We start from the raw sequence: 25,252 nt of genomic DNA, 5'->3' as shown, positions 1-25,252 counted from the left end.
ATTTCGCGACAGATATGGACGTTTAAATGAAATATCCCCCTACTCTTTTAGTGTGTGCAGGTTTAGTGTGTGCTGGGCTTATTGCCGTTTTGTATGCTTCATTCTCTCGAGATTCACATCCCTTCACTGAAACGGCCTACTCAAACGACCTGCTTTACCACGATGATATTCAGTTTATTGCCAACTCACTGCTTACTTCAGATAAAACAACTAAAAGTGATGATTATGAACAGCTCATTATAAAAGGCTTTGACACATTGATTCAGCACCCTGAATTTTATGAAGTGAAGCTCGACTTTTATGCGTGTGATAACACAAAGTGTCTAACGCAAATCAGTGCTCCCATTAAGACTTCTGAGCATGAGCTGGCTATTTTGAAAAGCGAAATTTTATTTAGCATTTTGGCAGAGCTGCCAAGCAGAACAAACGTTGTCACCACCGTAGATAATGACAACGCAAAGTTGTTTAGAGTTATTTCAGCACTCGATTAAAGCTGCCACTGACGAGCAATAAGCGCTTCTTCTGTTGTGTTAAGCCATGCTTGTGGGCGTAAATAATATTGATATAGCTTCGCTTCAGGGCTATCCACCGCAGGTGCATAGTTATATTCCCAGCGTGCTAATGGTGGCATCGACATCAAAATAGACTCTGTACGCCCGCCGGTTTGTAAACCAAATAAGGTGCCTCGGTCCCACACTAAATTAAATTCGACATAACGGCCACGGCGATAAAGTTGAAAATCTCGCTGTTGCTCTGTTGTTGGTGTCTCTTTTCGACGCTCAATAATAGGTAAATAAGCGTCTAAGAACCCATTACCAACTGCTTGCATGAAAGCAAAGCTTTGCTCAAAGCCAAGCTCATTTAGGTCATCAAAAAATAAACCACCTACTCCGCGAGTTTCACTGCGGTGCTTTAAGTAAAAATAATCATCACACCAGGTTTTATATTTATCGTAAACACCGTCACCGAACGGCTGACATAAATCATGCGCAACTTGGTGCCAATGCTGTACATCTTCAAAAACAGGGTAATAAGGTGTTAAATCAAAACCACCTCCAAACCACCAGATAGGCGCTTCCCCGTCTTTTTCAGCAATAAAAAAGCGTACATTAGCGTGACTAGTTGGAATGTGTGGGTTTTTTGGGTGGATCACCAGCGATACACCACACGCATGGAAACTACGACCAGCAAGTTCTGGACGATGAGCCGTCGCTGATGCTGGCATTGAAGCACCAAATACATGCGAGTAGTTGACTCCTCCTTGCTCAATAACATCTCCCCCTTGAATCACCCGCGTACGACCACCGCCGCCTTCTTCGCGCTGCCAATTATCTTCAACAAATTTTGCTTTGCCATCGGCGTTTTCAAGGCCCTTACAAATGCTATCTTGTAGGGCCATTAGGTATGTTTTTACGTGTTGGAGTAGCTCGCTTTGCATGTTTATCCTCTGAATACTTTGCCGGTCATTGCATCTTTAATCACACTAGGTTGACTATTGCCACCGAGTGGCTCATCGACATAAAAATCAACACGATCAGCGAACTCACTTTTAGCGTGCGTAATACTCATCACTGTAGGCTGGCCGGTTAAGTTTGCGCTGGTTGAAACCATTGGTTTACCAAACTGCTGGCAAAGGGCTTTAACAGTTGGATGATTAGTGACACGTACAGCAATACTATCAAACTGGCCTGTTAACCACTTAGGTGTCTCTTTTGCCGCTGGCATGACCCATGTAATTGCACCCGGCCACTGCGAAAAAATATCAGCACGTTTATCCATCGGGATCTTAGCATCATCAACATACTTTAATAACTGACCATAATTATCAGCAATTAAAATTAAGCCTTTTTCAACGGGGCGTTGTTTGATTGCTAGTAGCTTTTCTACAGCAGCTTGATTATCAGGGTCACAGCCAAGACCGAATACTGCTTCGGTTGGGTAAACAATCACACCGCCTTGTTGTAATGCATCAATGGCATTGGCAGGTTGAGCAACAGGATCAGACAAAGAAACTCTCCTAATTTAAGCAAATAACGAGTGTATTAAGATTCTATAAGCTTGTGCATACACGACTTCTGAGGGCATTGTAGCACAACACCCGAGGCCATTTTCTTTTCAGTCATAACAGGCCACTGGCACGCTGGGCATACCTGAGCAACGGGTTTATGGTTCAGTGTGTATTTACATCGAGGGTAGCAGTCACAGGAATAAAAGGTCTTGCCAAATTTATTGCTACGCGCAACCAACTGCCCTTTTTTACACTTAGGGCACGCGGGCAAAGTGGGTGCATCGTCAGCATCTTCATCATGCGCTATGTAGTGACAGTCAGGGTAACCTGTACACCCTATAAACATACCGTAACGACCATTCTTGATCACAAGCGGTCTAGTACACTCGGGACATGCACTGTCTTCGAGTACTTTAATTTGCTGGCTGTCATGATGAGCAAGTGGGCGAATATAGTCGCATTTAGGGTAACTGGCGCACCCTAAAAATGGGCCTGATTTAGAGTGTCGCATAACCAATTCAGAACCACATTTAGGGCAAACCTCATACTCTTTTTCTAACGCATGTTTATCTGCAGAAAAAAGAGAATGGTCGATTTTACTCATAAGATTCCTGTGAGGCTGGCTAATTTTCGCTTAATATACCCAAACTCAGCAAAGATACAAGCAAAGTCGAAAGCGACGAGCCACCATGCTCCCAGCGGCAATGCATTAATGAAGCACGTCGGCTGGTTCGTCAAAGATCAGGTCTTCCATTTGCGCATATGCTTGCTCTGAGCCGGGCACATTAAATAGCACCATTAACACCACCCATTTTAAATCTTCTAAATGGATAAATGGTTTATCAAGGGCGCACAATCTATCAATAACCATTTCACGGGTTATTGTATTGATGACACCGATTTGCTCAATAAACATTAAGAAGCCTCGGCATTCTGTGCTCAACATTTGGCATTCGCTATCTGTGTAGATGCGCGTAGCATGTTGTGGCTGCGCATTTAAATAAGGGCACACATCACTTTGTTGCAGATCTGCGAGCTGCTCAAGCCAATCAAGTGCTTTGTAGATTTCAGGTTTGTTAAAACCAGCACGCACCAACTCATCGGTGAGCTCGTTTTCTTCCGTGAAGATTTCAGCTTCGCTATGGATATAGTTTTCAAAAAGATACATGAGGATGTCAAACATATTTATGTCCTCCAAGTCTTATATAACCATCTAGCACTCGTTCGACTTTATCGGCGAGCTCTAGGTCAAGTAACCGAGCTTGTACTTCATCGATTGGTAGTTGGCTGCGTTGAGTTATTACATCCACGCTGGTTACCTCAAACCCTATACTTTTGAACACTGGGCAGTCGAGTTCATCTGCAATAGGCTGTTCTATATTATATAGACTGTTTTCACAAAAAAAGCTCACTTCATCAAGAATGTCACTCACATTTTCAACTAATTTAGCCCCTTGCTTAATTAAAAAATGACTCGCCTCTGAGAGAGGGTTCTTAATTGAACCCGGTACTGCAAACACTTCTTTATTTTGCTCTAAGGCATAACGCACAGTGACTAAAGAGCCGCTTTTTATTTGCGCTTCTACAATTAATACCCCTAATGACAAACCAGAGATAATGCGATTACGACGCGGAAAATTTGTCGCATTGGCAGCGGTTCCTGGCAAAAACTCCGACACCAACAAGCCGCGTTCTGCCACGTGCTTAGTTAATAATTTATGACGTTTAGGGTAGGTAATATCAAGCCCCGTCCCAAGCACTGCAATTGTATTACCACTTCCCGCTAAAGCCCCTTTATGCGCTGATCCATCAATCCCCAGCGCCATACCCGACGTTATCGTCATACCGAGTAATGACAACTGATGCGCAAACTCAGCAGCAATCTCTGACCCCGTAGGGGTTGCATTGCGACTGCCCACTATTGCTATTTGTGGCGACGTTAATAATGCAACGTTACCCAAACAAAATAACAGTAAAGGCGCACTGGCAATGTGTTTCAATAAAGGCGGATAGCAATCATCAAAGTAACAAATTACGGTTAATTGCTGTTGCTTAATAAGGGTTTGGTAATGTTCAACCTGATGCCAATCGGTATTGGTGAGGTTATTAGCTTGGCTTTGTGTTAAGCCTAAACTCTGCAATTGTGCGTTAGTCAGAGCGAAGAGTTCACTCAGTTCGTGTTTTTGGCTTAGCGCTATAAGGGTTTTAACCCCTATCCCTTTACATAAATAAAAGGCAAGCCAGTGAGCTAGCTTGCCTGAATACTGTTCCATGCTCCCTCCTTAGAGCGTCCTCAGAGGAGTTAGTTTATGACGGCATAATCTCCAACTCTAATAGGATGCTGATTTTTTACAATCAGTGCATAACTGACGGTATCGTAAACCTTAAATACCATTAGCTCACCGACTTTCTCCTTTGGCATATGCCATACTTTACTGTCTTCGTCCGCCTCTACACCTAAAAAGTCATTCGTATCAGTGATTAACTTTTCAAGGCTGGTTGAATCTTCGCGATAGCGCGGACCATTTGCGCCATCAAACACTTCTGGAGACTGACGTTGAATATCAAGTACAAAACCAGGTTTAACTTGGTCTGACCCTAAATTTAGCACAACAATATCCATTGTACTAAATTCACGAAGTTCAGTGGCAGACGAAATAATTGTGCCATTCATTGTGGTATCAGGGCGTTTCATTGTGAAGTATGCCGGCAGCAATTGACCATCCATTGCTGGCATCAAGAAATCATTTGGTCTAATTTCTTGTTTAATCAACTCAATTTTCACTGAAGCCGGGATCCCATTAGCAACATCACCGCTTCTAAATGCACGCACAATGGCGACCAACTCTGCTTTATTAGCCAACACTTCTTGTGAAGTCGGGTCAATTAACTCAGAGCCTTTACGATATACTGCATACGCTTCATTTAGGTTTAAGTCCCCTTTTACGTACAGAATATGATCCATCGTGTTCATTTTAGTATTAACGCTGGCACCTAAGATATACGGTTTTTCAGCAATCACATCCGCGCTAATAGCCTGCTCATAACTTAAGTAAGGACGCAATAATTCCAGGGGTAAAGTCGGTACGGCCTGCTTACCTTTCGGAGTTATTCGCCCTTCAGGAGACAGCTTTTTATAGCGCGCATTCTTCACGAGACGCGGATTTCCATCTTTATCGTAGATTAAAGTGAGCGCATCACCGGGGTAGATTAAATGTGGATTAGCAATTTGCGGATTCATTTGCCATAAATCAGGCCACTGCCATGGTTCATTGAGATACACGCCAGAAATGTCCCAAAGCGTATCACCCTTTTTCACAACATATTGTTTTGGAGCATCTTTTTTTATTGTTAACACATCAGCAGATGCTGTAAAAGCGCAGCTAATGGCTAACATAGCCGCAACTAATGGATGTCTCATTTGGCTTCCTTGTGTTGTTTTTAGATTATTATCAACCAAAACCTGTTAAAGGTGAACACGAATGGCTAAAATAAGAGCATACAATACCCTAAATGAATCACAAGTGTAAAAGGTAACTATGGCTAGGTTAGAAGTTTTAAGATTTCCGGATGAGCGTTTACGTACAATCGCGAAAGAAGTACCAGAAGTAAACGACGAAGTTCGTCAAATCGTCAAAGATATGCTTGAAACGATGTATGACGAAAACGGTATCGGCTTAGCAGCTACGCAAGTAGATATCCACCAGCGAATCGTGGTCATCGATGTCTCTGAAGAACGTGACCAACCACTGGTATTAATTAATCCAGAAATAACTCAAAAAGATGGCTCAACAGTGAGCGAAGAAGGTTGTTTATCTGTTCCTTATTCATATGCGAAAGTTGACCGTGCAGAAACAGTCACTGTTAAAGCGCTTAACGAACATGGCGAAGCATTCAGTTTAGATGCTGATGAATTACTGGCTATTTGTATTCAGCATGAGCTTGATCATCTTAAAGGCACCCTGTTTATTGATTATTTATCGCCATTAAAGCGCCAACGTATCCGTAAAAAGCTTGAAAAAGAAGCAAAGCTCGCTGCTAAATAATAAGTTTATCGATAGGAATTTCTGTGACACAACCATTACGCATTATTTTTGCTGGTACGCCAGACTTTGCTGCGCGCCATTTACAAGCACTGATTGATTCAGAGCATGACATTGTTGGCGTGTACAGCCAACCAGACCGCCCTGCGGGTCGCGGTAAAAAACTAAAAGCAAGCGAAGTAAAAGAGCTGGCTGTTGCTCATAATTTGCCCGTTTTTCAACCTGAGTCTCTTAAGTCAGATGAGGCGCTCGCTGAGCTACAAACCCTTAACGCCGACATCATGATTGTGGTCGCGTATGGCTTATTGCTACCTAAAGCAGTTTTAGAGACACCTCGCCTTGGTTGCTTAAATGTTCATGGTTCGATTTTACCGCGTTGGCGCGGTGCAGCACCGATTCAACGTGCAATTTGGGCTGGCGACAATGAAACCGGCGTAACCATAATGCAGATGGATGAAGGCTTAGATACCGGCGATATGCTCCATATTAGTCGCTGTCCAATCGATAGCGCAGAAACCAGCAGTTCACTTTACGACAAGCTTGCGGCACTTGGACCTGATGCGCTCATTAGTACGATAAACCGCCTTGCTGCCGGTGAGATAGTACCTGAAAAACAAGATGACAATCTTGCCAATTATGCGAAAAAGCTCTCTAAAGACGAAGCAAACATTGATTGGACCCAGGACGCAGCACAAATTGAGCGTAATATTCGCGCCTTTAATCCATGGCCTGTTTGCTTTACCCAAATGGCAGGTCAAACGGTAAAGATTTGGCAGGCTGAAATCGTCTCTCACACCGCTGAAGCAGGTAAAATTATCGCCGCTGATAAGCAAGGTATTACCGTTGCCTGCGGTCAAGATGCACTTAAGATCACCCTACTTCAACCGCAAGGCAAAAAACCAATGGCAGTGAGCGATTTTTTAAATGGCCGCAGCGACTGGGTTGAACCTGGCTCAGTATTAGGGCAAAACAATGAGTAATGTTAGAGCACTTGCTGCTGAAACTCTGTATAACGTGGTTGATAAAGGTGCATCGTTAAACCAAGAATTGCCCTTTGCAAGCCAAGGTTTATCGCCAAAAGATAAAGCCTTACTACAACAAATTTGCTACGGTGTGCTGCGTTATTTACCTAGCCTCGAAAATTACTGTCAGCAACTTTTAGATCAACCGCTAAAAGGCAAGCGCCGTATTTTTCAGTTCTTGCTGTATGTGGGCATTTACCAACTTCAGCATATGCGTGTTCCACCGCATGCCGCTATCAGTGAAACCGTTAATGCATTACAACAAATGCGTGCGCTAGGTTTAAAAGGCTTAATCAACGCTATTTTACGAAGTTTCCAACGTGAACAAGCCGAGCTTGAAGAAAAAGCCAAGCAAATCCCTGTTTGCCAATACAACCACCCAGGGTGGTTTATTAAGCACGTTACAGCAGCCTACCCTGATAACTGGCAAGATATTCTTGAAGCAAACCAACAACAAGCTCCAATGTGGTTACGTGTAAATCAAGCACAATATAGCACGCAAGAATACAGCGACATGCTCAAAGCAAATGACATTGAACACAGCCTCAATGCTGATTTTCCAGATGGTATTAAACTTGCCAAGCCATGCGATGTATTTTCTTTACCTGAGTTTGAAACAGGTGCATGCTCTGTTCAAGATGCGGCGGCGCAGTTAGCAGCACGTTTTTTAGATCCACAAGATGATGAGCTGATTCTTGATGCCTGTGCAGCGCCAGGCGGTAAAACCTGCCATATTTTGGAGCTTGCTGATGCCGATGTATTAGCACTAGATAGCGACAGTGAACGCTTAGAGCGTGTAAAGCAAAATTTAGTACGTATTGGCCTTGCCGCTGATTTGCAGTGTGCCGATGCATCACAGCCGCATATTTGGTGGGACGAAAAGCAGTTCGATCGAATTTTACTTGATGTGCCTTGTTCTGCCACCGGTGTTATTCGTCGCCACCCTGATATTAAATGGTTGCGTAGAGCATCAGATATTGAAGACCTTGCACACTTACAAGGTGATATTCTCAACAGTATCTGGCCTCTGCTTAAACCGGGTGGTACGTTAGTGTATGCAACCTGCTCAGTGTTACCACAAGAAAATCAGCAACAAGTTGCCACGTTTCTTGCTAACAACAGCAATGCAGAGCATATACCACTGCATGAAAACGATACTCCAACGTTACCTGGCTTGCAATTGCTACCGGGTGAGAGCGATGGTTTCTACTATGCAAAGCTAGTTAAAAAACATTCATAAGAATACACCATGAAAATAATCATACTCGGTGCCGGACAAGTCGGCGGCACATTAGCAGAAAACCTCGTTGGTGAGCAAAACGAGATCACAGTGGTTGATATCGACGGTAACCGCTTACGCGAGCTGCAAGATAAGTACGATCTACAGGGGGTTACTGGTCACAGTGCTCACCCAGATGTACTGCGTCGCGCAGGCGCAGAAGACGCCGATATGATTATTGCGGTAACCAGTTCTGATGAAGTGAACATGGTTGCCTGCCAAGTCGCCTACAGTATTTTTAATACGCCCACCAAAATTGCGCGTATTCGCTCAGAGCAATACTTAAAGTACCGCGAAAAGCTGTTCCATAATGACGACTTACCGGTTGATCACTACATTGCTCCAGAAGCCTTAGTGACTAAGTATATTCGTCGATTAATAGACTATCCGGGTGCTTTACAAGTGCTGCAGTTCGCTGATGGTATGTTATCACTGGTTGCAGTAAAAGCTTACTATGGTGGCTTATTAGTTGGGTATGCGCTGTCGGCATTGAAAGAACATATTCCCAATGTAGAAACCCGTGTAGCAGCAATTTACCGACAAGGTAAAGCAATTAAACCACTCGGCACAACCGTGATTGAGGCTGACGATGAAGTGTTCTTTATCGCCGCAACAAAACACATTCGAGCGGTCATGAATGAGCTGCAAAAACTTGAACGCTCATACAAGAAAATCATGATTGCAGGTGGGGGTAATATTGGTGCAGGTTTGGCGCGCTCACTAGAAAAAAATCACAGTGTTAAACTTCTTGAGCGTAATAAAGAACGTGCGGCACAGCTCTCTGAGTTACTCGACAATACCGTTGTGTTCTGTGGTGACGCCTCTGATCAAGAACTGCTCTCAGAAGAGCACATTGAACAAGTTGATGTGTTCATTGCTGTTACAAACGACGACGAAGCAAACATTATGTCGGCCATGCTTGCTAAACGCATGGGCGCACAAAAAACCATGGTGCTGATCCAACGCGGCGCCTATGTTGACCTCGTTCAAGGCGGTGAAATAGATATTGCCATTTCACCACAACAAGCGACTATCTCAGCTCTGTTAACGCATGTTCGCCGCGGTGATATCGTTAACGTTTATTCATTACGTAAAGGCGCGGCTGAAGCAATTGAAGCCGTAGCCCATGGCGATGAACATACATCGAAAGTTGTTGGCCGCGCGATTGCCGATATCAAGCTACCCGCAGGCACCACTATTGGTGCAATTGTGCGTAATGACGATGTACTCATTGCTCATGATGATACGGTGATTCAGTCGGGTGACCATGTGATCATGTTCCTAATCGACAAGAAACACATCACGGTTGTTGAAAAGCTGTTCCAAGTTAGCGCTATTTTCTTATAGACCAAAAACATGAAAATAAAAAAGCAGCCATGACGGCTGCTTTACGACTCTTGAAGTGAAAGTAGTTAACCAGAGTCTCTGGTTACGAACCTATTGAATCTGTGCGAACTCTTCTTTTGAAAGCTCTCCGTTACCATCGCTATCAAGCTCAGGAAATAGTTTTTCAAGCTGCATATTTACAGATGCTTCTTCTTTGCTGATCACGCCATCGCCGTTGGTATCAAATGTAGAAAAACTGACGCCTTGAGCAAACGCTGCTGATGACGTTGCTAATGCTAAAATAGCCAATGTTGTGTTGATGTGTTTCATAATAACTGCCTCAAAATTTGAAAAGAGTGAAGTCCGTTTCTGAGATCCCTGTTTAGTGGAAATTGGCTTTGTTACTCGGCCGCTGAAAATTCTGTTTCAGTCAGTACGCCATCACCATCGACATCCAGTGTTTTAAATTGTGACATGATTTTTGCGTCGACTGATGCTTCACTTTTGCTTATCACACCATCGCCATCTACATCCAATGTATCAAAGTCAGTGGCAGCAAAAACAGCTGAAGAAGATGCAAGTGCAATTAGGGCTAGTGTTTTATTTACTGTCTTCATAATCATATTCCTTCAATATTTAACTAAAAAAGTGTTAGCTGATCACACGCTCCTGGTTGTTCTTTGTCATGGATTCCCTTATCCATTTAGGCTGTCTTTGGCAGCTCAGAACTAATCAGCTAGATAACTTGGCTTGCTTAATTTCATTAAGCTTTTGAAAATTCTTGTTTTGATAACTCACCGTTACCGTCAGTGTCTAATTCGCTAAACTTACTCATTAGCTCTGCATCAACGGATGCTTCGCTTTGGCTAATAACGCCATTGCCATCAACGTCTAGCGTTTCGAAATCGCTCATCGCAAATGCGGCTGATGAAGAGATAAGTGCCACAAGGGCTAATGTTTTATTTACTGTGTTCATAATGTAATCCTTCAAATAGTAGCTTTAAGTAAGAAGTCCTTTTCAATGTGTCCTTACACTGAAATTATGCTTTCGCGAACTCTTCTTTTGATAGTTCGCCATTACCGTCGGTATCAAGCTCTTTAAACTGGCTCATTAACGGTGAGCTTACAGATGCTTCGCTTTTACTGATTGCTCCATCGCCATCGACATCTAGCGTTTCAAAATCCACCGCTGCAAATGCAGTTGATGAAGCGACAAGGGCGATAAGTGCACATGTTTTGTGTAACGTTTTCATAATCACTATTCCTTCAATGTTGTCTAAACTGCGATAGAGGACTAATTCCTAAATCAACTTTCTCTGTGTTCGCTTTAACTATTTCAACTTCAATGCCAAAGTTTAAAAAACGCTATAAATCATGAGGTTAAGTTTATTTTTTAGTAAATTAGGGGAAAACTGGCTGTTATTTTGTTGCTTTTTAGCAACAAGCAATGAGGTGAGAAAATTTTTTAGCTATTAATCAATAAGTTAAAAAAGCAAAAACAGAGACATCTGCCGTTTTTTGTCACTAAAACAGAGAAAATATTGCGTGTGGGGGCTAAACCGTAGATGAATGGCAACACGCCTCAAAAAAAATAAAAATATTTTTAACGCTTAATCATCTGATTTAAATGGGTTTTATATATTTATATCGATTATTTTTGATTAATTTTTAGAGAAAAAGTGAAAAACAGTCATTTTGTTGCAAAATGGCGAATCAATGCTCGTTAACTCGTTATCTCTAATACCGAAAGGTCTATGAGGTGCTCTTTCATAAAGACGTTCATTTCATTTTCACTGGTATTGAGCTGCACACCAAACTGATAGCCCGACTCTCGTTTGCGGACTCTGCATACCTTGCCTGTAAATTCACGTTTACTGAGCACCACCTGACACGCTTGTGCTTTCAAATGACTAAGGTCGGCCTCGCTGTTAATCTCAAATTGCACACCGGCAAGTGAAATGTCTTTAATTACGCCTTCATATACTTGTTCATCTATAACAAGCTTGGCGGGAAACAAAGTGGGGATCCGCGCTTCGCTGCGCAAGCTAAAGAGTTGTACTTGTTGGGGAAAATGTAAAAATATCAATCGACAAGGGTGTGAAGCAACGGCTTTTATCTGCTGACGAAATGCAATAACCTGCCCACCCCCGCTTTCTAAAACAGCCCGAACAATCACCATAACCCCCTCTTTGATAAAGTCACCCGCATTCGGCAAACGTTTTGCAGGGGGATAGTTAAGTATGATGTACTGCTCGTTAAGTAAACCAATAAATTCAATTTTGACACGCTTACTTTCTGTCGCAGTTATTATTTCAACATCGACCACACTCCCTGCGGGTATATAGGTTAGTTTTTCTAAATTAAGTTGCTGCTGCGTTTTTGGCATTGTTTCTCTACTCCTTGAAAAATAACCAAATAAAACCTTAACCGCGCCAGAATGTTGGGGTAAATAAAACTAATAAAGTGAATATTTCAAGACGACCAAACACCATCGCAATTGTTAACAACCACTTTGCCGTATCAGATATCGCGCCATAATGCGCCGCGACTTCACCCAAACCTGGGCCTAAGTTGTTTAAACACGCCGCCGTCGCTGAAAAAGCACTTATATTGTCCATGCCTGTGCCCATTAAGGCCAGCATGATAATAACAAAAACCAGTGCATAAGCAGAAAAGAACCCCCAAACGGCTTCGACCACTTTATCGGGGAGCGCTTTACGACCGAGCTTTATAGAGTATATAGCCCGCGGGTGAACTAAGCGGTTTAATTCACGTATCCCTTGCAAGTACAGAAGGAAAACCCTTACAACTTTCATACCGCCGCCCGTCGAGCCCGCACAGCCGCCGATAAAGCTCGAAAAAATAAGTAAGATAGGTAAGAACAATGGCCAAGCAGAAAAATTATCTGTCGCAAAGCCCGCGGTAGTACTCATAGAGACAGCTTGAAACATTGCTTGATCGAGCGTTTCATCACCATCTGCATAAATATTATTAGAAGAGAGTACCGTAAAACAAATAATCACTAGCGCTAACTGAATAAGTAAAAACACTTTAAATTCAGGGTCGCGCAAGTAAACACGAATACTGCGCGAGGAGACCGCAGCGTAGTGCAACGAAAAGTTAATCGCCGCAATCAGCAAAAACACCACACAAATAAAGTTTATTAATGGGCTGTCAAATTGCCCCATAGACGCATCGTATGTAGAGAATCCCCCAATTGCGATGGTTGAGAAAGCATGACAAATCGCATCAAACCAATCCATACCCGCTCCCCAATAGGCAAGCGTACATGCGATGGTCAGCGACACATAAATGTACCAAAGGTGTTTGGCGGTATCGGCAATCCGCGGGGTCATTTTCGAGTCTTTAACTGGCCCTGGAGTTTCAGCACGGTATAACTGCATACCACCAACACCTAGCATCGGTAATACAGCGACGGCCAATACAATGATCCCCATACCACCTAGCCACTGCAGTTGTTGACGATAAAAAAGCACTGATTTGGGTAAGTATTCAATCCCCGTTAAAACGGTTGCTCCTGTGGTAGTCAGCCCCGAGAAGGCCTCAAATACCGAGTCAGCGAGAGATAGGTTTGGTTCCTGTAAGAACACTAAAGGCACAGCAGCAAAGCTGCCAAGTACCAGCCAGAACAACACCACAATTAAAAAGCCTTCGCGGGCTTTTAAATCACCATGCTCATGACGGTTTGGGTAATATGCAGCTAAACCAATAACAACGCTAAAAATAAACGCAAGAACGAACGGCACACCCCCACCGTCTTTATAAATTAAAGACACCAGTGCCGGTGGGACCATCGTGATACTAAATAACGCCACCAGCTGGCCGAGAATTTTTATTATGGTACGAAATTGCATCTAGGCGTATCGCTTTCTTATTAAATGATTTAGCTAATACAGTTTATTGTCTTACAGGCTTAATTGTAAGTAAACGCTATGTATTTATTTTCCTTACTCATCCTTTTCCCATTTTTAGCTCAACGGCGCCATGAGTAAGTTCGTGTACATCAGTGATTGCCTGCTCTGCTTGGCGGCTATCAATGGTAATGTGCCAAGTAATGTTCTCGGCAAATTGCTTGTCTATTTTTAACACCTGATATTGGCTTTTTAGTAACTGCTCAATTGCACCTTGTGCGCTATAGTCACTTTGCCCTATAAGTTCAACACTCGGTACTTTAGTCACAGTTTTTAGCTCGCGCATAGCGTTATTTAAACTGCCACCGTATGCGCGCACAAGTCCCCCCGTACCAAGCTTAATTCCTCCAAAGTAGCGTGTTACTACCGCAGTAATTTCACCGATACCTGAACCTGTCAGCACATTAAGCATGGGTTTACCCGCCGTACCATTGGGCTCACCATCATCCGAAAAGCCATAAACATGACTCCCGCCAGGGTTTCCTGCAACATGTGCCCAGCAGTTATGACGCGCGTCACTGTATTTATCTTGTATTTCTTTAATAAACGCTTTTGCACACGCGAGATCAGGAGTGTGCGCAATGTGCACTATAAATGTACTTTTCTTTATTTCTTCTTGATAAAAAACCGGTTCGGCCGGGTATTGATATTCAGGCATAATGTTTTATCTAAAAAAATGGGGCCATGTGGCCCCTATACTCTATTTTGCTCGCCGTTAATCTAAGTGTAGATCACGGGTCATATTTTCGAGACTGTCTTCATGAACGATAATATTATCTTCAATTCGGATACCGCCAAATGGCTTAAATTCTTCAACTTTTTCCCAGTTAATAAACTGTTTATTATCGGTTTGAGCAAGGTCGCCCAATAATGAATCGATGAAGTATAAACCAGGCTCAATCGTAAATACTTGGTTCTTCTCAATTAAACGTGTGCAACGAAGGAATGGATGACCTTCAGGCGGAGCTTGGTGCGTCCCTGATTCGTCAGCCATAAAACCACCCATATCATGAACTTGTAAGCCAAGGTGATGACCCAATCCATGAGGGAAAAACGTTGAAGTAATACCGCGTTCAACAATGTCAGCAGCTGGTAATTTTACAATATTAAAATCACTCAGTACTTGTGCGACACGTTGGTGACACTCTAAATGTAACTCGCCGTATAAGAGACCGGGTTTCAATGCCTTACCTAAGGCAATTTGATGCTCAGTCATAACCTGAATGAGATCGCTAAACTCACCTGACTTTTTAAAATCATAGGTACGAGTAATATCCGCAGCATAGCCGTTAAAGTTTGCACCTGCATCAATTAAAAATGAGTGATGTGTATGAGGCGCAGTTGGCTCGAAATGCGTGTAATGTAAAATGGCGCAATTTTCATTCAGTGCAACGATATTTCCGTAAGGCATCTCGTTTTCACTTTGGCGTGTAGCCATTAGATAAGCGTGCTGAATATCAAACTCAGAACCACCATTAAAGAACGTATCACGCGCCGCTTTATGACCCTCTACAGCGATACGGTTCGCTTGGCGAAGACACTCAAGTTCGTACTGCGTTTTATAAGCTCGATGGAAATGTAAGTAGTTCATCACTGGCTCAGGATTCATAATGCTGAAACCCAGCGCTTGTGCGACCTCTAAGTACTCACCGATATATGCATAATTTGCTTTATCATAAGGGAGTAGTTTTTCAACCTGATCAGGTTGTACTAAAAGCTCAATATCAAAATACTCAGCCCAAAAATCACGCGGCTCATCAGGCACTTTATGCCAAAAATCCACTGGACGATAAAAAATTAGCTTCGGCTTAGATGCACCGTCGACGACAATCCAACAATGCGGATTATCAATAACAGGTAACCAAGCTTTAAATTGCGGATTCACTTTAAACGGATAATACATGTCATCTAAGAACTGACGCTTAGCTTGGCCTGAGTGAATTACGAGCCCTTCTAAACCCTCACGTTCTGTAATAGTACGAGTACGCTGTTGCAAGGTTGCAATATGTTCGGCATATAACACCGCTAATTTATCCATAGTAAACCCATCTCTAGTAAATTTAACTTACTTGCAGTCTATCATAGTCGGCCATAACCCCCAACTGAGGGGGATATGAGCCTCGTTTGTATTTTAATTTAGCCACCCATTTTCATATCGAGAATGGGCGCAAGTACATTACCATCTCGACCAAGGCGGGTGTGATATACCTGCCTGTAAGCGAACACATTTTTAACGTAGTTACGTGTTTCAGTGAAGGGGATCAGTTCAATCCACAACTCAGCAGGCATTGCTTGCTCTGGTAGCCAGCGCTTAATGCGATGATAGCCAGCATTGTAAGAGGCCGTCGCTAAAATTTCATTACCATGATTTTTCTTCTTCAAATACTTCAGGTATTCACTACCAAGACGAATATTAGTACGAGGCTGATAAAGTACACTACGTGACACCGTGCTTTTATTCATATATTTGGCTGTGCTAGGTAATAACTGCATTAAGCCATGAGCATTCGCATGTGAACGAGCATCTGGCGCAAACGAGCTTTCACGGCGAGAAATGGCAATACTCCATGCAACATCGATATGACTACGGTTACTGTAGTTTTCGAACAAGTTTCGAAACGCGAACGGAAAACGTAAATCAACGTAATCCCATTCTTTAATTTGTGCCAAGGTATAAATAGTGCTGTCGTACCAATCAAGATCTGCTGCAAGCATTGATGCTGCCAGTTTTTCTTCTTTGGTTGAGGTATCGGTTAAATAATTCCATTCGCGACGAGCTGCAGTAAAACGATCTAATTCGTACAAAGCACGGGCACGCTTAAAGCCTGGCGCATTCGCAACCTCAAGCTTGAGTTTATCGCTAATATTCAGCTCTTTATTATTTAAACTAACAGGTATACCTAATCGCGCAGACGCAAGAAAACCATAGTAATCACGCTCTTTGGCCACTGTTTGCCAAATTTGTCGCGCGCGCTCTACTTCACCACGCTGATTCAAGCTATAAGCTAACCAGTATTGCTGCCCTAGCGTTAAATTTTCTTTGCCGGTAAAAAAAGCCACAATGCCAGACCAGTCTTGTAGCTCAAGCATGTTTGCTAATTGCCACTGCATAAGCTTGCTAGTTTGGCGGTCTTTCGGCACCTTATTTAGCCAAAAGCGAGCTTCTTTGTGACCACTAGATGCTAAAGATAGTGCAAAATTGTAATACACATCAGCCTTTTGCTCGTCAGTGTAGGAGAACATTTTTTCAATCTTTTCCCACGCTCTAAGCGCGAGTTCTTTGTCGCGCCACACCAAACGTCTTACGCCATACAACGCAATTTGCCCTTCTTTGGCTGATTTTTTCTTATAGCGGTAAAGTCCAGCAGACGCGCTCGGGTCTTTGCGAACTTTTAAATATAAGTCAGCTAAATATTGCTCATGTTCGGGTAATAAGGTTTTTAAATAAGGCAATAAACTCGACGTACCGCCTTCTGCGGCCAGTGTGACTCGTTGCCATACGCGATCAGGAGTTTGGTACCCCTTTTTCTTCCACAGCGAAAATAAGCTATCGCACTCTTTAGGCTGCGATTTACCGACCACCCATAAGTCGCTTACTTGATTCATGATGGCATTTTCAGGTGCCCCTAAATCTAATTGAAAGCTTAAATAGGGACACGTCAGCTCATTATTGCTGGTTTCACGATAATTACGAATATACGCCGCTTTTTTATTCTGCTTCTTTAGGTATTCAAGCCACGCTTTTCGAACAGGCCATTCAAGTGGCGTATTTTGATAGACGTTTAAATAGTTTTCGATTTCAGTTTGGTGTTGCAGACTTGGGTTACGCTGCCAATAGGCTTTTTCGACATAAGGTTTTAAGGGATGATCAAGCTCCCCTGTCACCTTTTTCATGTCTTCATAGTTACCGTACCGCGCCTTTTTTTCAGCTTTTAAAAAAGCGTCATGTTTATCGTTGGCACCAGCTGCAAAAAAAGGAAAAAGTAATGCGGCAGCCGTCCAACCAAGAAATTGTTTTTTCATGATGGCCTTTAACAAAAATTAAAGAATTAATAATAAAAACTTCCCCTACACCTTAGCAGCAAACCAGCTATATTTTAACCAATCGCGATAAAGCGCAGTAAATTTTTCGTTGCATTTTTATTTTAAAGCAAGCACACTGATTGAAATGCAAACTCATCGTACCAGTCTTAGTTAATAAACTAGGGAGAATAATAATGTTATATAAAAGCGATTCATTTGAAGTTGCTTTCATCAAGGACAACATCGCCGAGTTTAAGTTCTGTGCTGATGGCTCAGTAAACAAACTTTCTCAGCAAACCTTGCAAGATTGCGCTTCGGCATTAAAAGAATTAGCAGCAAACTCAGATATCAAAGGCATGGTGTTCACCAGCGATAAAGATCACTTTATTATCGGCGCCGACATCTTCGAATTTTTACCGACTTTCACTAAACCTCAAGAAGAATTGGTTGCATGGATCAAAAATGCAACAGACGTTTTTGACGCAATTGAAGATTTACCTTTCCCAACGTTAAGTGCTGTAAACGGCATGGCGCTTGGCGGCGGGTGTGAGTGGGCACTTGCTACCGATTACCGCGTTGCTAGTACTGAGGCTAAAATTGGCCTTCCTGAAGTAAAATTAGGCATTATGCCTGGTTTTGGTGGCACTGTTCGTCTTCCACGCCTGATTGGCGCTGATAATGCGATGACATGGATCACGACAGGCAAAGAAAACCGCGCGAATGATGCACTCAAAGTAGGTGCATTTGATGCGGTAGTTAGTACTGACAAACTTTTAGAGTCAAGTATTGCAACACTTGAGCAAGCTATTTCTGGCAAGCTAGATTGGCAAGCAAAACGACAAGTAAAATTACAACCACTGAAAATGAACCGTGTTGAGCAAGGTATGAGCTTTGCAATGGCCGAAGGCATGGTAATGGGTCAGACTAAAGGTCACTACCCAGCACCTGTTATGGCTGTAAAAACCATTAAAGCAGCGGCAAACTGTGAACGTGCCGAAGCGATGGCAATTGAGAACACGAACTTTGCCAAACTTGCCGCAACGAGCGAAGCTGCTGCACAAACAGGTATTTTCTTAGCCGACCAATACATCAAAGGTAAAGCGAAGAAACAAGCCAAAAACAGCGAGCTTAAAATTAAACAAGCGGCTGTATTAGGCGCAGGTATTATGGGTGGCGGTATTGCATACCAGTCTGCTTATAAAGGCACGCCGATTGTCATGAAAGACATTAATCAAGATGCGCTTGATTTAGGTATGGGCGAAGCCTCTAAATTACTTGGCAAAAAAGTACAACGTGGCCACATGGCAATGGACAAGATGGTTGCCACGTTAGGTAAAATCAAACCAACGTTAAACGATGCTGACCTTCAAGGTGTTGATATTGTAGTTGAAGCCGTTGTTGAAAACCCTAAGGTAAAACAAGCTGTTTTATCGGGCCTTGAAAAAGACCTACCAGAGGGCACTATTTTAACGTCAAACACATCAACTATTCGTATAGATGAGTTAGCCTCAGCGCTTGAAAAACCAGAAAACTTCTGTGGCATGCACTTCTTTAACCCAGTGCCAAAAATGCCACTTGTCGAAATCATCCGTGGTGAAAAGACATCAGAAGCAACAATCAATGCAGTGGTTGATTACGCCTTAAAACTAGGTAAATCACCTATTGTTGTAAACGACTGCCCAGGTTTCTTTGTTAACCGCGTATTGTTCCCTTACTTTGCAGGCTTCAGCAAACTTGTTGTTGAAGGCGCTGATTTCGCCAAAGTCGATAAAGTAATGGAAAACGTGTTTGGCTGGCCAATGGGTCCTGCATATCTGCTTGATGTTGTGGGTATTGATACGGCTTACCACTGTACTGGCGTTATGGCTGATGGTTTCCCTGAGCGAATGGCTCGCCAAGAGAAAGATCCCGTTTCTGTATTTGCTAATGAAAAACGTTTTGGTCAGAAAAATGGGGCTGGTTTTTACCAATATGCACCAGACCGCCGTGGTCGCTTGAAAAAGGCACACGATGCAAAAGCGGTTGAACTTTTAAGTGCTATTACCGATGCACCTAAAGACTTCGACAAGCAAGAAATCATTGACCGTTGTATGGTACCGATGATCAACGAAGTACTACTTTGTCTTCAAGAAGGTATTGTAGCGTCGCCGCAAGAAGCAGATATGGCGCTCATTTACGGTATTGGTTTCCCTCCATTTAGAGGCGGTGCATTCCGTTACTTAGATCAAACTGGTTTAGCAAACTTTGTTGCAACAGCAGACAAATATGCTCACCTAGGTGCGATTTACCAAGTATCAGATGAAACTCGCAAATGGGCCGAAGAAGGCCGTGTATTCTATAAGGTGGAAGGATAAGAACATGAATAATCCAGTAATCGTAGATTGTATCCGCACACCAATGGGCCGTTCAAAAAACGGCGTATTCAAACATAAACGTGCGGAAGATTTAAGTGCTCACTTAATGAAAGGTTTGTTAGAGCGTAACCCAGCCGTAGACCCAGCATCGATTGATGATATTTACTGGGGTTGTGTGCAGCAAACTCTCGAGCAAGGTTTTAACATTGCCCGTAACGCAGCATTATTAGCCGGTATCCCACACTCAGTACCTGCAGTAACGGTTAACCGTTTATGTGGCTCATCAATGCAAGCATTGCACGATGCGGCACGCGCTATTATGACGGGTGCGGGTGATACTTATATCATCGGGGGTGTTGAGCATATGGGTCATGTACCGATGACTCACGGTAATGATTTCCACCCTGGTTTATCAACGTCTGTTGCACAAGCTGCTGGTGTTATGGGCTTAACAGCTGAGTACCTTGCAACGCTTCACGGCATTAGCCGTCAGCAGCAAGATGAGTTTGCTTACCGCTCACACCAACGCGCACACGCTGCGACTGTTGAAGGTCGTTTCCGTCGCGAGATCCTACCGATGGAAGGTCACGACGCAGACGGTTCATTAATTCTTGTTGAAGACGATGAAGTAATTCGCCCAGAGACAACAGTTGAAGGTTTATCTCAGCTTCGTCCTGTGTTCAACCCTGCATCAGGTAGCGTAACAGCAGGTACTTCATCTGCACTGTCTGACGGTGCATCAGCCATGCTGGTAATGAGCGAAGAAAAAGCCAAAGAACTTGGTTTACCTATTCGTGCGCGCATTAAATCAATGGCGGTTGCAGGTTGCGATCCTTCTATTATGGGTTACGGCCCAGTTCCAGCATCACAAAAAGCGCTTAAACAAGCGGGTATCACAATTGATGATATCGATGTTGCTGAGCTTAACGAAGCGTTTGCAGCACAATCACTACCGGTATTAAAAGACCTCGGTCTGATGGATGTAGTAGATGAAAAAGTGAACCTTAATGGTGGTGCAATCGCGCTTGGTCACCCACTTGGTTGTTCAGGCTCTCGTATCAGCACAACGCTTGTTCACCTAATGGAAGACAAGAATGCAAAATACGGTTTAGCAACCATGTGTATTGGTCTAGGCCAAGGTATTGCAACTGTATTTGAGCGCGTTGAATAACACGCTCATTAGCCGAACATCTTGGTGATAAAAAGGTGTACTGTCACGCACAGTACACCTTTTTTATTTGCTTTGAATTCGGTTATTGAAACCAGTAGTGATTGAAAGCTAAAATAGCCCCTTACTATTCGTTACTTTCATTTTATAGGTCTGCCATGAGCTTTGATAATCCCGATCACCAATTAGATGCACTTGGCCTTCGTTGTCCAGAACCGGTGATGATGGTGCGTGGTGCTGTGCGCAAAATGAAAGATGGCGAGACTTTACTTATCATCGCTGATGACCCATCAACCACCCGCGACATCCCCAGCTTTTGTACCTTTATGGATCACACTCTCGTGGCGAAAGAGGTAGAGCAAGCACCGTATCGATACTTGGTGAAGAAAGGATTGTAGGCTACGAGCTACGAGCTACGAGCTACGAGCTACGAGCTACGAGCTACGAGCTACGAGCTACGAGCTACGAGCTACGAGCTACGAGCTAAAAAATAAAATCAGAGTGGGCTTTGTCAACTTTGAAGTAAATAATAAATCGCCCACTCAACACTTAGCGTCACTCAACTCTTAGCGTTATTTTTTCGTGACTGTTACTTTTGGTTGATTGCTATTTCGGTAATCAAAACTCACTACATAAACCCCTTTTGCCGCAGGTTTAAAGCTGAAGTAGTTATAGATTGTGTTGCAATCGGCGCTTGCAGCCTCACCTAAAATGAGTGCTTGACCTGCTGGGTCGGTATCACTGAAACCACAGTTATAGCCTTGACTGAAATCAGCATCGGCGACTTTAAACTCATACACTTTGCCAGGTGTAGAAAACTTCACATCCGTTTGAAAAATCCCCGGAGCAACTTGGTAAAATTGGTACTGAGGTTCTGCATCCCACAAGGTAAAGTCACCCCGTAAATACATGGTACGGTCTAAGTCTTTACTGGGCAGAATATCATCGATATTCGGCATTTGAATTTGGCTAGAACATGCCGTTAATAAACCAGCCAAAGCTAAAGTTAGTATACGTTTCATAACTGTTCCTCTTTTACAAAAAAGCCAGCACTGAGCTGGCTTTTATTAACGTGTGTATTACTTACTTCTGCAACACAGAAATATCAGCAATATCTAAAAACAGGCGGCTTAACTGGCTTAATAATGCTAAACGGTTTTGCTTAACCGCGTCGTCATCGGCCATTACCATGACATTATCAAAGAAGTTATCGACACTCTCACGGATACCCGCTAGTTGTGATAACGCTTCTTGATAATCGCCGTTAGCATAAAGTGGTGCAAGCTCCACAGAGAACTTAGCAACATGAGACGCGAGTACTTTTTCTGCGTCATCACTTAATAGGCTCTCATTTACATCACCTTGCGTTGTAATATCGTTTTTAGCCAAGATATTACTAACACGTTTATTTGCGGCTGCAAGCGCTTCTGCTGCGTCTAGCGTACGGAAGTGACTCACGGCTTTAACACGGCGATCGAAGTCAACCGGTTTAGTTGGACGACGCGCGAGTACAGCTTGAATAACATCAACCTCAATCCCTTCATCTTGATACCATGCACGGAAGCGACCTAGCATAAACTCAAACACATCCGTTGAAACATTTAGGTTTGTTAGCTTTTCACCAAACAAGCTTTGTGATTTAGCAACAAGGTCTAGAATGTCCAGTGGTAGTGACTTTTCAACCATGATACGCAACGCACCAATGGCTGCACGGCGAAGTGCAAATGGGTCTTTGTCACCTTTCGGTGCTTGGCCAATGCCAAAAATACCCACTAGCGTGTCGAATTTATCAGCAATAGCAACAGCACAACTAATTACATTCGTTGGTAGGTTGTCGCCTGCAAAACGTGGCATATATTGCTCATTTTGCGCCAGTGCAACTTCTTCGGCCTCACCATCGTGACGTGCGTAATGCATACCCATTACACCTTGTACGTCAGTAAACTCCATGACCATTTCAGTCATTAAATCTGTTTTACTTAAAAGACCAGCACGTTTTGCAAGTTCTGCATCAGCACCTAACTGCTCAGCAATGTAACCAGCAAGTTCACTAATACGCTCTGACTTGTCTTTAAGTGTACCAAGTTGCTTTTGGAATAATACCGTGTCTAATGATTCTAAACGGCTCTCAAGTGTTTTCTTTTTATCGGTTTCAAAGAAGAACTGTGCATCGGCTAAACGTGGACGAACCACCTTTTCGTTACCGGCAATAACCACACTTGGATCTTTACTTTCAATATTAGAAACAAACAGGAACTTGTTAAGTAAGTTGCCTTCTTGATCTAGTAGTGGGAAGTATTTTTGATCATCCTTCATGGTGTAGATAAGCGCTTCAGCGGGTACATCTAAAAAGGCTTCTTCGAAGGTTGCTGTTAGCGTTACTGGCCATTCAACAAGTGACGTTACTTCTTCAAGCAAGTCTTCATCCATCGCAACTTTTGCGTTGACAGCAGCCGCTGCAGCTTCAATTTGTTCACGAATTTGTGCTTTACGCGCTTCGAAGTCAGCCACGACATACGCAGATTTTAGTACATCAAATACTTCGTCAGCGTGATTGATAGTGACCTTTTCTGGGTGGTGGAATCGGTGACCTTGTAGTTGGTTACCTACTTGCTTACCAAGGATTTCACCTTCGATTAGTGTATTACCAAATAAAATCGTTGCCGTATGTACAGGGCGAATAAATTGCGTTTTATTCGCGCCCCAACGCATTGGTTTCGGGATCGGTAATTTAGCAAGCGCTTTGTTTACCGCATCACTCATTAGCGCGGTGGTTGCTTGGCCTTCAACGTGTGCTTTATGAAGTAGCCATGCCCCTTTGTCTGTTTCAATGGTTTCGGCGTCGCTTACATCAATACCACAACCACGTGCCCAACCCATTGCTGCTTTGGTTGGGTTGCCATCGGCATCAAATGCTGCCGCAACAGCAGGACCACGTTTTTCTACAACCTTGTCACTTTGTTTTGCTTCAAGTGCTGTAACGCGTAAACCTAAACGGCGCGGTGAGGCATACCAATTTACGCCTTGATGAGCTAGCTCTAAACTTGCAAGCTCTGCTGTTAAGTTTTCAGCAAACGACTCAGCAAGTTTACGAAGTGCTTTTGGTGGCAATTCTTCAGTGCCAATTTCTACTAATAAATTTTCTGCTGACATGCTAATTCTTAATCCTTACAAAGCGGGAAACCAAGTGCTTCACGTGCATCATAGTAACTCTGTGCGCACGCTTTAGATAAAGCACGTACACGTAAGATATAACGTTGACGTTCGGTTACTGAGATAGCGTGGCGCGCATCTAATAAGTTAAACGCGTGTGACGCTTTCATTACTTGCTCGTAAGCAGGTAGCGGTAAGCCAGCTTCAATTAGCTTTTGACTTTCTTTTTCGCAGTGATCAAATTGAGAGAATAAGAATGCAACGTCAGCTTGTTCGAAGTTATACGCTGATTGCTCAACTTCATTTTGATGGAATACATCACCGTATGTAACACGGCCCATTGGACCATCTGCCCATACTAGGTCATAGATACTATCTACGCCCTGAATATACATCGCTAAACGCTCAAGACCATAAGTAATTTCACCTGTTACTGGAGAACACTCAAGGCCACCTACTTGTTGGAAATAAGTGAACTGAGTCACTTCCATGCCGTTTAACCAGATTTCCCAACCAAGACCCCATGCACCCAGTGTAGGTGATTCCCAGTTGTCTTCTACGAAGCGCACTTCATCAGTTAGCGTATCAATTCCCACAGCAGCTAACGAGCCTAAGTAGAGCTCTTGAATGTTTTCTGGTGATGGCTTTAATACCACTTGGAATTGGTAGTAATGTTGTAAGCGGTTTGGGTTCTCACCATAACGACCATCAGTTGGGCGACGGCATGGTTGAACATACGCGCTCGACATTGGCTCTGGGCCAATAGACTTTAAGAAAGTTAACGGATGAAATGTCCCTGCTCCCACTTCCATATCGAGTGGTTGAGCAATCACACAGCCTTGCTGTGCCCAATAGTCCTGTAAAGCCAGGATCAAACCTTGAAAGGTTTTAACGTCATATTTTTGCATATTTGGCTTATAGTATCTGGTGCGTTTAGTCTGAAA

At 43.2% G+C, this 25,252-nt stretch carries 26 protein-coding genes; 8 read left to right on the top strand and 18 right to left on the bottom strand.

Annotation, left to right across the window (positions count from 1 at the left end):
- Positions 1-26 precede the first annotated feature (26 nt).
- Positions 27-491, top strand: coding sequence for a hypothetical protein (locus D0907_RS00365; RefSeq protein WP_065978268.1), 465 nt, complete (start codon positions 27-29; stop codon positions 489-491).
- On the opposite strand, the gene hemF is transcribed toward D0907_RS00365, so the two are convergent.
- The 6 genes from hemF to D0907_RS00335 all read right to left on the bottom strand — a co-directional run bounded on the left by hemF (position 488) and on the right by D0907_RS00335 (position 5,429).
- Positions 488-1,438, bottom strand: coding sequence for an oxygen-dependent coproporphyrinogen oxidase (gene hemF / locus D0907_RS00360; protein WP_065978269.1), 951 nt, complete (start codon positions 1,436-1,438; stop codon positions 488-490). The two genes, D0907_RS00365 and hemF, sit on opposite strands and share 4 nt — an antisense overlap.
- 2 nt (positions 1,439-1,440) lie before the next feature.
- Complete coding sequence (gene tsaC, locus D0907_RS00355; RefSeq protein ID WP_036973653.1) at positions 1,441-2,007, bottom strand: L-threonylcarbamoyladenylate synthase type 1 TsaC; 567 nt, start codon at positions 2,005-2,007, stop codon at positions 1,441-1,443.
- A 35-nt stretch (positions 2,008-2,042) separates the two neighbouring features.
- Positions 2,043-2,612 (bottom strand): DNA topoisomerase family protein, encoded by a 570-nt coding sequence (locus tag D0907_RS00350; RefSeq protein WP_036973654.1) that lies wholly within the window; start codon positions 2,610-2,612, stop codon positions 2,043-2,045.
- Positions 2,613-2,717: 105 nt separating this feature from the next.
- The gene (locus D0907_RS00345; protein ID WP_036973655.1) at positions 2,718-3,191 is read right to left on the bottom strand and encodes a DUF494 family protein; all 474 of its coding nucleotides are present in this window, start codon (positions 3,189-3,191) and stop codon (positions 2,718-2,720) included.
- The gene (gene dprA / locus D0907_RS00340; RefSeq protein WP_065978271.1) at positions 3,184-4,281 is read right to left on the bottom strand and encodes a DNA-processing protein DprA; all 1,098 of its coding nucleotides are present in this window, start codon (positions 4,279-4,281) and stop codon (positions 3,184-3,186) included. Before dprA ends, D0907_RS00345 begins: the two co-directional genes overlap by 8 nt.
- 29 nt (positions 4,282-4,310) lie before the next feature.
- Entirely contained in the window at positions 4,311-5,429 is a 1,119-nt protein-coding gene (locus D0907_RS00335; protein ID WP_036973657.1) for a LysM peptidoglycan-binding domain-containing protein, read from the bottom strand.
- A gap of 118 nt (positions 5,430-5,547) precedes the next feature.
- Between D0907_RS00335 and def the strand changes: the two genes are divergently transcribed.
- Genes def through trkA form a run of 4 tightly spaced genes read left to right on the top strand, consistent with a single transcriptional unit; the run spans position 5,548 to position 9,699 of the window.
- Entirely contained in the window at positions 5,548-6,054 is a 507-nt protein-coding gene (gene def / locus D0907_RS00330) for a peptide deformylase (RefSeq protein WP_036973660.1), read from the top strand.
- A gap of 23 nt (positions 6,055-6,077) precedes the next feature.
- Positions 6,078-7,031 carry a methionyl-tRNA formyltransferase gene (gene fmt / locus D0907_RS00325; protein ID WP_075594481.1) on the top strand — a complete coding sequence of 318 codons (954 nt, stop codon included), beginning with the start codon at positions 6,078-6,080 and terminating at the stop codon, positions 7,029-7,031.
- The gene (gene rsmB / locus D0907_RS00320) at positions 7,024-8,313 is read left to right on the top strand and encodes a 16S rRNA (cytosine(967)-C(5))-methyltransferase RsmB (RefSeq protein WP_036973662.1); all 1,290 of its coding nucleotides are present in this window, start codon (positions 7,024-7,026) and stop codon (positions 8,311-8,313) included. The genes fmt and rsmB overlap by 8 nt, the downstream gene beginning before the upstream one ends.
- A 9-nt stretch (positions 8,314-8,322) precedes the next feature.
- On the top strand, positions 8,323-9,699 hold the full coding sequence (gene trkA, locus D0907_RS00315) for a Trk system potassium transporter TrkA (protein ID WP_036973666.1): 1,377 nt from the start codon (positions 8,323-8,325) through the stop codon (positions 9,697-9,699).
- Between the two features lie 90 nt (positions 9,700-9,789).
- Here the strand turns inward: trkA and D0907_RS00310 are convergent, their stop codons facing one another.
- The 9 genes from D0907_RS00310 to D0907_RS00270 form a co-directional block, all read right to left on the bottom strand.
- Positions 9,790-10,008: an EF-hand domain-containing protein gene (locus D0907_RS00310; protein WP_036973668.1), complete on the bottom strand. Its 219-nt coding sequence runs from the start codon at positions 10,006-10,008 to the stop codon at positions 9,790-9,792.
- 71 nt (positions 10,009-10,079) lie between these two features.
- Positions 10,080-10,295, bottom strand: a complete 216-nt coding sequence (locus tag D0907_RS00305) for an EF-hand domain-containing protein (protein ID WP_036973670.1) — start codon at positions 10,293-10,295, stop codon at positions 10,080-10,082.
- Between the two features lie 146 nt (positions 10,296-10,441).
- Positions 10,442-10,654, bottom strand: a complete 213-nt coding sequence (locus D0907_RS00300; RefSeq protein ID WP_036973671.1) for an EF-hand domain-containing protein — start codon at positions 10,652-10,654, stop codon at positions 10,442-10,444.
- A gap of 64 nt (positions 10,655-10,718) precedes the next feature.
- A complete protein-coding gene (locus tag D0907_RS00295; RefSeq protein ID WP_036973672.1) occupies positions 10,719-10,931 on the bottom strand; it encodes an EF-hand domain-containing protein in 213 nt (70 codons plus the stop codon).
- A gap of 470 nt (positions 10,932-11,401) precedes the next feature.
- The gene (locus D0907_RS00290; RefSeq protein ID WP_118843869.1) at positions 11,402-12,064 is read right to left on the bottom strand and encodes a flagellar brake domain-containing protein; all 663 of its coding nucleotides are present in this window, start codon (positions 12,062-12,064) and stop codon (positions 11,402-11,404) included.
- 37 nt (positions 12,065-12,101) lie between these two features.
- Positions 12,102-13,553 carry a TrkH family potassium uptake protein gene (locus tag D0907_RS00285; RefSeq protein WP_036973674.1) on the bottom strand — a complete coding sequence of 484 codons (1,452 nt, stop codon included), beginning with the start codon at positions 13,551-13,553 and terminating at the stop codon, positions 12,102-12,104.
- 97 nt (positions 13,554-13,650) lie between these two features.
- Entirely contained in the window at positions 13,651-14,268 is a 618-nt protein-coding gene (locus tag D0907_RS00280; RefSeq protein WP_036973675.1) for a YigZ family protein, read from the bottom strand.
- A 57-nt stretch (positions 14,269-14,325) separates the two neighbouring features.
- Positions 14,326-15,648: a Xaa-Pro dipeptidase gene (gene pepQ, locus D0907_RS00275; protein WP_036973676.1), complete on the bottom strand. Its 1,323-nt coding sequence runs from the start codon at positions 15,646-15,648 to the stop codon at positions 14,326-14,328.
- 98 nt (positions 15,649-15,746) lie between these two features.
- Positions 15,747-17,633, bottom strand: a complete 1,887-nt coding sequence (locus tag D0907_RS00270; protein WP_118843868.1) for a transglycosylase SLT domain-containing protein — start codon at positions 17,631-17,633, stop codon at positions 15,747-15,749.
- Between the two features lie 194 nt (positions 17,634-17,827).
- Here D0907_RS00270 and fadB point away from each other — a divergent pair, with 194 nt between their 5' ends.
- The 3 genes from fadB to tusA all read left to right on the top strand — a co-directional run bounded on the left by fadB (position 17,828) and on the right by tusA (position 21,553).
- Positions 17,828-19,987 (top strand): fatty acid oxidation complex subunit alpha FadB, encoded by a 2,160-nt coding sequence (fadB, locus tag D0907_RS00265; protein WP_118843867.1) that lies wholly within the window; start codon positions 17,828-17,830, stop codon positions 19,985-19,987.
- A gap of 4 nt (positions 19,988-19,991) precedes the next feature.
- Positions 19,992-21,158, top strand: coding sequence for an acetyl-CoA C-acyltransferase FadA (gene fadA, locus D0907_RS00260; protein WP_036973680.1), 1,167 nt, complete (start codon positions 19,992-19,994; stop codon positions 21,156-21,158).
- A gap of 155 nt (positions 21,159-21,313) precedes the next feature.
- Positions 21,314-21,553: a sulfurtransferase TusA gene (gene tusA / locus D0907_RS00255; protein WP_036973681.1), complete on the top strand. Its 240-nt coding sequence runs from the start codon at positions 21,314-21,316 to the stop codon at positions 21,551-21,553.
- 174 nt (positions 21,554-21,727) lie between these two features.
- Here the strand turns inward: tusA and D0907_RS00250 are convergent, their stop codons facing one another.
- The 3 genes from D0907_RS00250 to glyQ form a co-directional block, all read right to left on the bottom strand.
- On the bottom strand, positions 21,728-22,177 hold the full coding sequence (locus D0907_RS00250; RefSeq protein WP_036973682.1) for an early set domain-containing protein: 450 nt from the start codon (positions 22,175-22,177) through the stop codon (positions 21,728-21,730).
- A 61-nt stretch (positions 22,178-22,238) separates the two neighbouring features.
- A complete protein-coding gene (gene glyS, locus D0907_RS00245; protein ID WP_036973683.1) occupies positions 22,239-24,308 on the bottom strand; it encodes a glycine--tRNA ligase subunit beta in 2,070 nt (689 codons plus the stop codon).
- A gap of 8 nt (positions 24,309-24,316) precedes the next feature.
- The gene (glyQ, locus tag D0907_RS00240) at positions 24,317-25,216 is read right to left on the bottom strand and encodes a glycine--tRNA ligase subunit alpha (protein ID WP_036973766.1); all 900 of its coding nucleotides are present in this window, start codon (positions 25,214-25,216) and stop codon (positions 24,317-24,319) included.
- Positions 25,217-25,252 lie beyond the last annotated feature (36 nt).

Origin of the sequence: Pseudoalteromonas lipolytica, assembly GCF_003515105.1 — a bacterium.
Classification (GTDB): Bacteria; Pseudomonadota; Gammaproteobacteria; order Enterobacterales; family Alteromonadaceae; genus Pseudoalteromonas; species Pseudoalteromonas lipolytica.
The sequence above is the reverse complement of the archived record's forward strand: the minus strand, read 5'-3'. Positions and strand labels throughout refer to the sequence as shown.

What these genes read in the sequence shown, in the direction of transcription:
- D0907_RS00365 (WP_065978268.1), top strand. Translation starts at nt 27, where the DNA reads ATGAAATATCCCCCTACTCTTTTAGTGTGTGCAGGTTTAGTGTGTGCT.
- hemF (WP_065978269.1), bottom strand. Translation starts at nt 1,438, where the DNA reads ATGCAAAGCGAGCTACTCCAACACGTAAAAACATACCTAATGGCCCTA.
- D0907_RS00350 (WP_036973654.1), bottom strand. Translation starts at nt 2,612, where the DNA reads ATGAGTAAAATCGACCATTCTCTTTTTTCTGCAGATAAACATGCGTTA.
- D0907_RS00345 (WP_036973655.1), bottom strand. Translation starts at nt 3,191, where the DNA reads ATGTTTGACATCCTCATGTATCTTTTTGAAAACTATATCCATAGCGAA.
- dprA (WP_065978271.1), bottom strand. Translation starts at nt 4,281, where the DNA reads ATGGAACAGTATTCAGGCAAGCTAGCTCACTGGCTTGCCTTTTATTTA.
- D0907_RS00335 (WP_036973657.1), bottom strand. Translation starts at nt 5,429, where the DNA reads ATGAGACATCCATTAGTTGCGGCTATGTTAGCCATTAGCTGCGCTTTT.
- def (WP_036973660.1), top strand. Translation starts at nt 5,548, where the DNA reads ATGGCTAGGTTAGAAGTTTTAAGATTTCCGGATGAGCGTTTACGTACA.
- rsmB (WP_036973662.1), top strand. Translation starts at nt 7,024, where the DNA reads ATGAGTAATGTTAGAGCACTTGCTGCTGAAACTCTGTATAACGTGGTT.
- trkA (WP_036973666.1), top strand. Translation starts at nt 8,323, where the DNA reads ATGAAAATAATCATACTCGGTGCCGGACAAGTCGGCGGCACATTAGCA.
- D0907_RS00310 (WP_036973668.1), bottom strand. Translation starts at nt 10,008, where the DNA reads ATGAAACACATCAACACAACATTGGCTATTTTAGCATTAGCAACGTCA.
- D0907_RS00305 (WP_036973670.1), bottom strand. Translation starts at nt 10,295, where the DNA reads ATGAAGACAGTAAATAAAACACTAGCCCTAATTGCACTTGCATCTTCT.
- D0907_RS00300 (WP_036973671.1), bottom strand. Translation starts at nt 10,654, where the DNA reads ATGAACACAGTAAATAAAACATTAGCCCTTGTGGCACTTATCTCTTCA.
- D0907_RS00295 (WP_036973672.1), bottom strand. Translation starts at nt 10,931, where the DNA reads ATGAAAACGTTACACAAAACATGTGCACTTATCGCCCTTGTCGCTTCA.
- D0907_RS00290 (WP_118843869.1), bottom strand. Translation starts at nt 12,064, where the DNA reads ATGCCAAAAACGCAGCAGCAACTTAATTTAGAAAAACTAACCTATATA.
- D0907_RS00285 (WP_036973674.1), bottom strand. Translation starts at nt 13,553, where the DNA reads ATGCAATTTCGTACCATAATAAAAATTCTCGGCCAGCTGGTGGCGTTA.
- D0907_RS00280 (WP_036973675.1), bottom strand. Translation starts at nt 14,268, where the DNA reads ATGCCTGAATATCAATACCCGGCCGAACCGGTTTTTTATCAAGAAGAA.
- pepQ (WP_036973676.1), bottom strand. Translation starts at nt 15,648, where the DNA reads ATGGATAAATTAGCGGTGTTATATGCCGAACATATTGCAACCTTGCAA.
- D0907_RS00270 (WP_118843868.1), bottom strand. Translation starts at nt 17,633, where the DNA reads ATGAAAAAACAATTTCTTGGTTGGACGGCTGCCGCATTACTTTTTCCT.
- fadB (WP_118843867.1), top strand. Translation starts at nt 17,828, where the DNA reads ATGTTATATAAAAGCGATTCATTTGAAGTTGCTTTCATCAAGGACAAC.
- fadA (WP_036973680.1), top strand. Translation starts at nt 19,992, where the DNA reads ATGAATAATCCAGTAATCGTAGATTGTATCCGCACACCAATGGGCCGT.
- tusA (WP_036973681.1), top strand. Translation starts at nt 21,314, where the DNA reads ATGAGCTTTGATAATCCCGATCACCAATTAGATGCACTTGGCCTTCGT.
- D0907_RS00250 (WP_036973682.1), bottom strand. Translation starts at nt 22,177, where the DNA reads ATGAAACGTATACTAACTTTAGCTTTGGCTGGTTTATTAACGGCATGT.
- glyS (WP_036973683.1), bottom strand. Translation starts at nt 24,308, where the DNA reads ATGTCAGCAGAAAATTTATTAGTAGAAATTGGCACTGAAGAATTGCCA.
- glyQ (WP_036973766.1), bottom strand. Translation starts at nt 25,216, where the DNA reads ATGCAAAAATATGACGTTAAAACCTTTCAAGGTTTGATCCTGGCTTTA.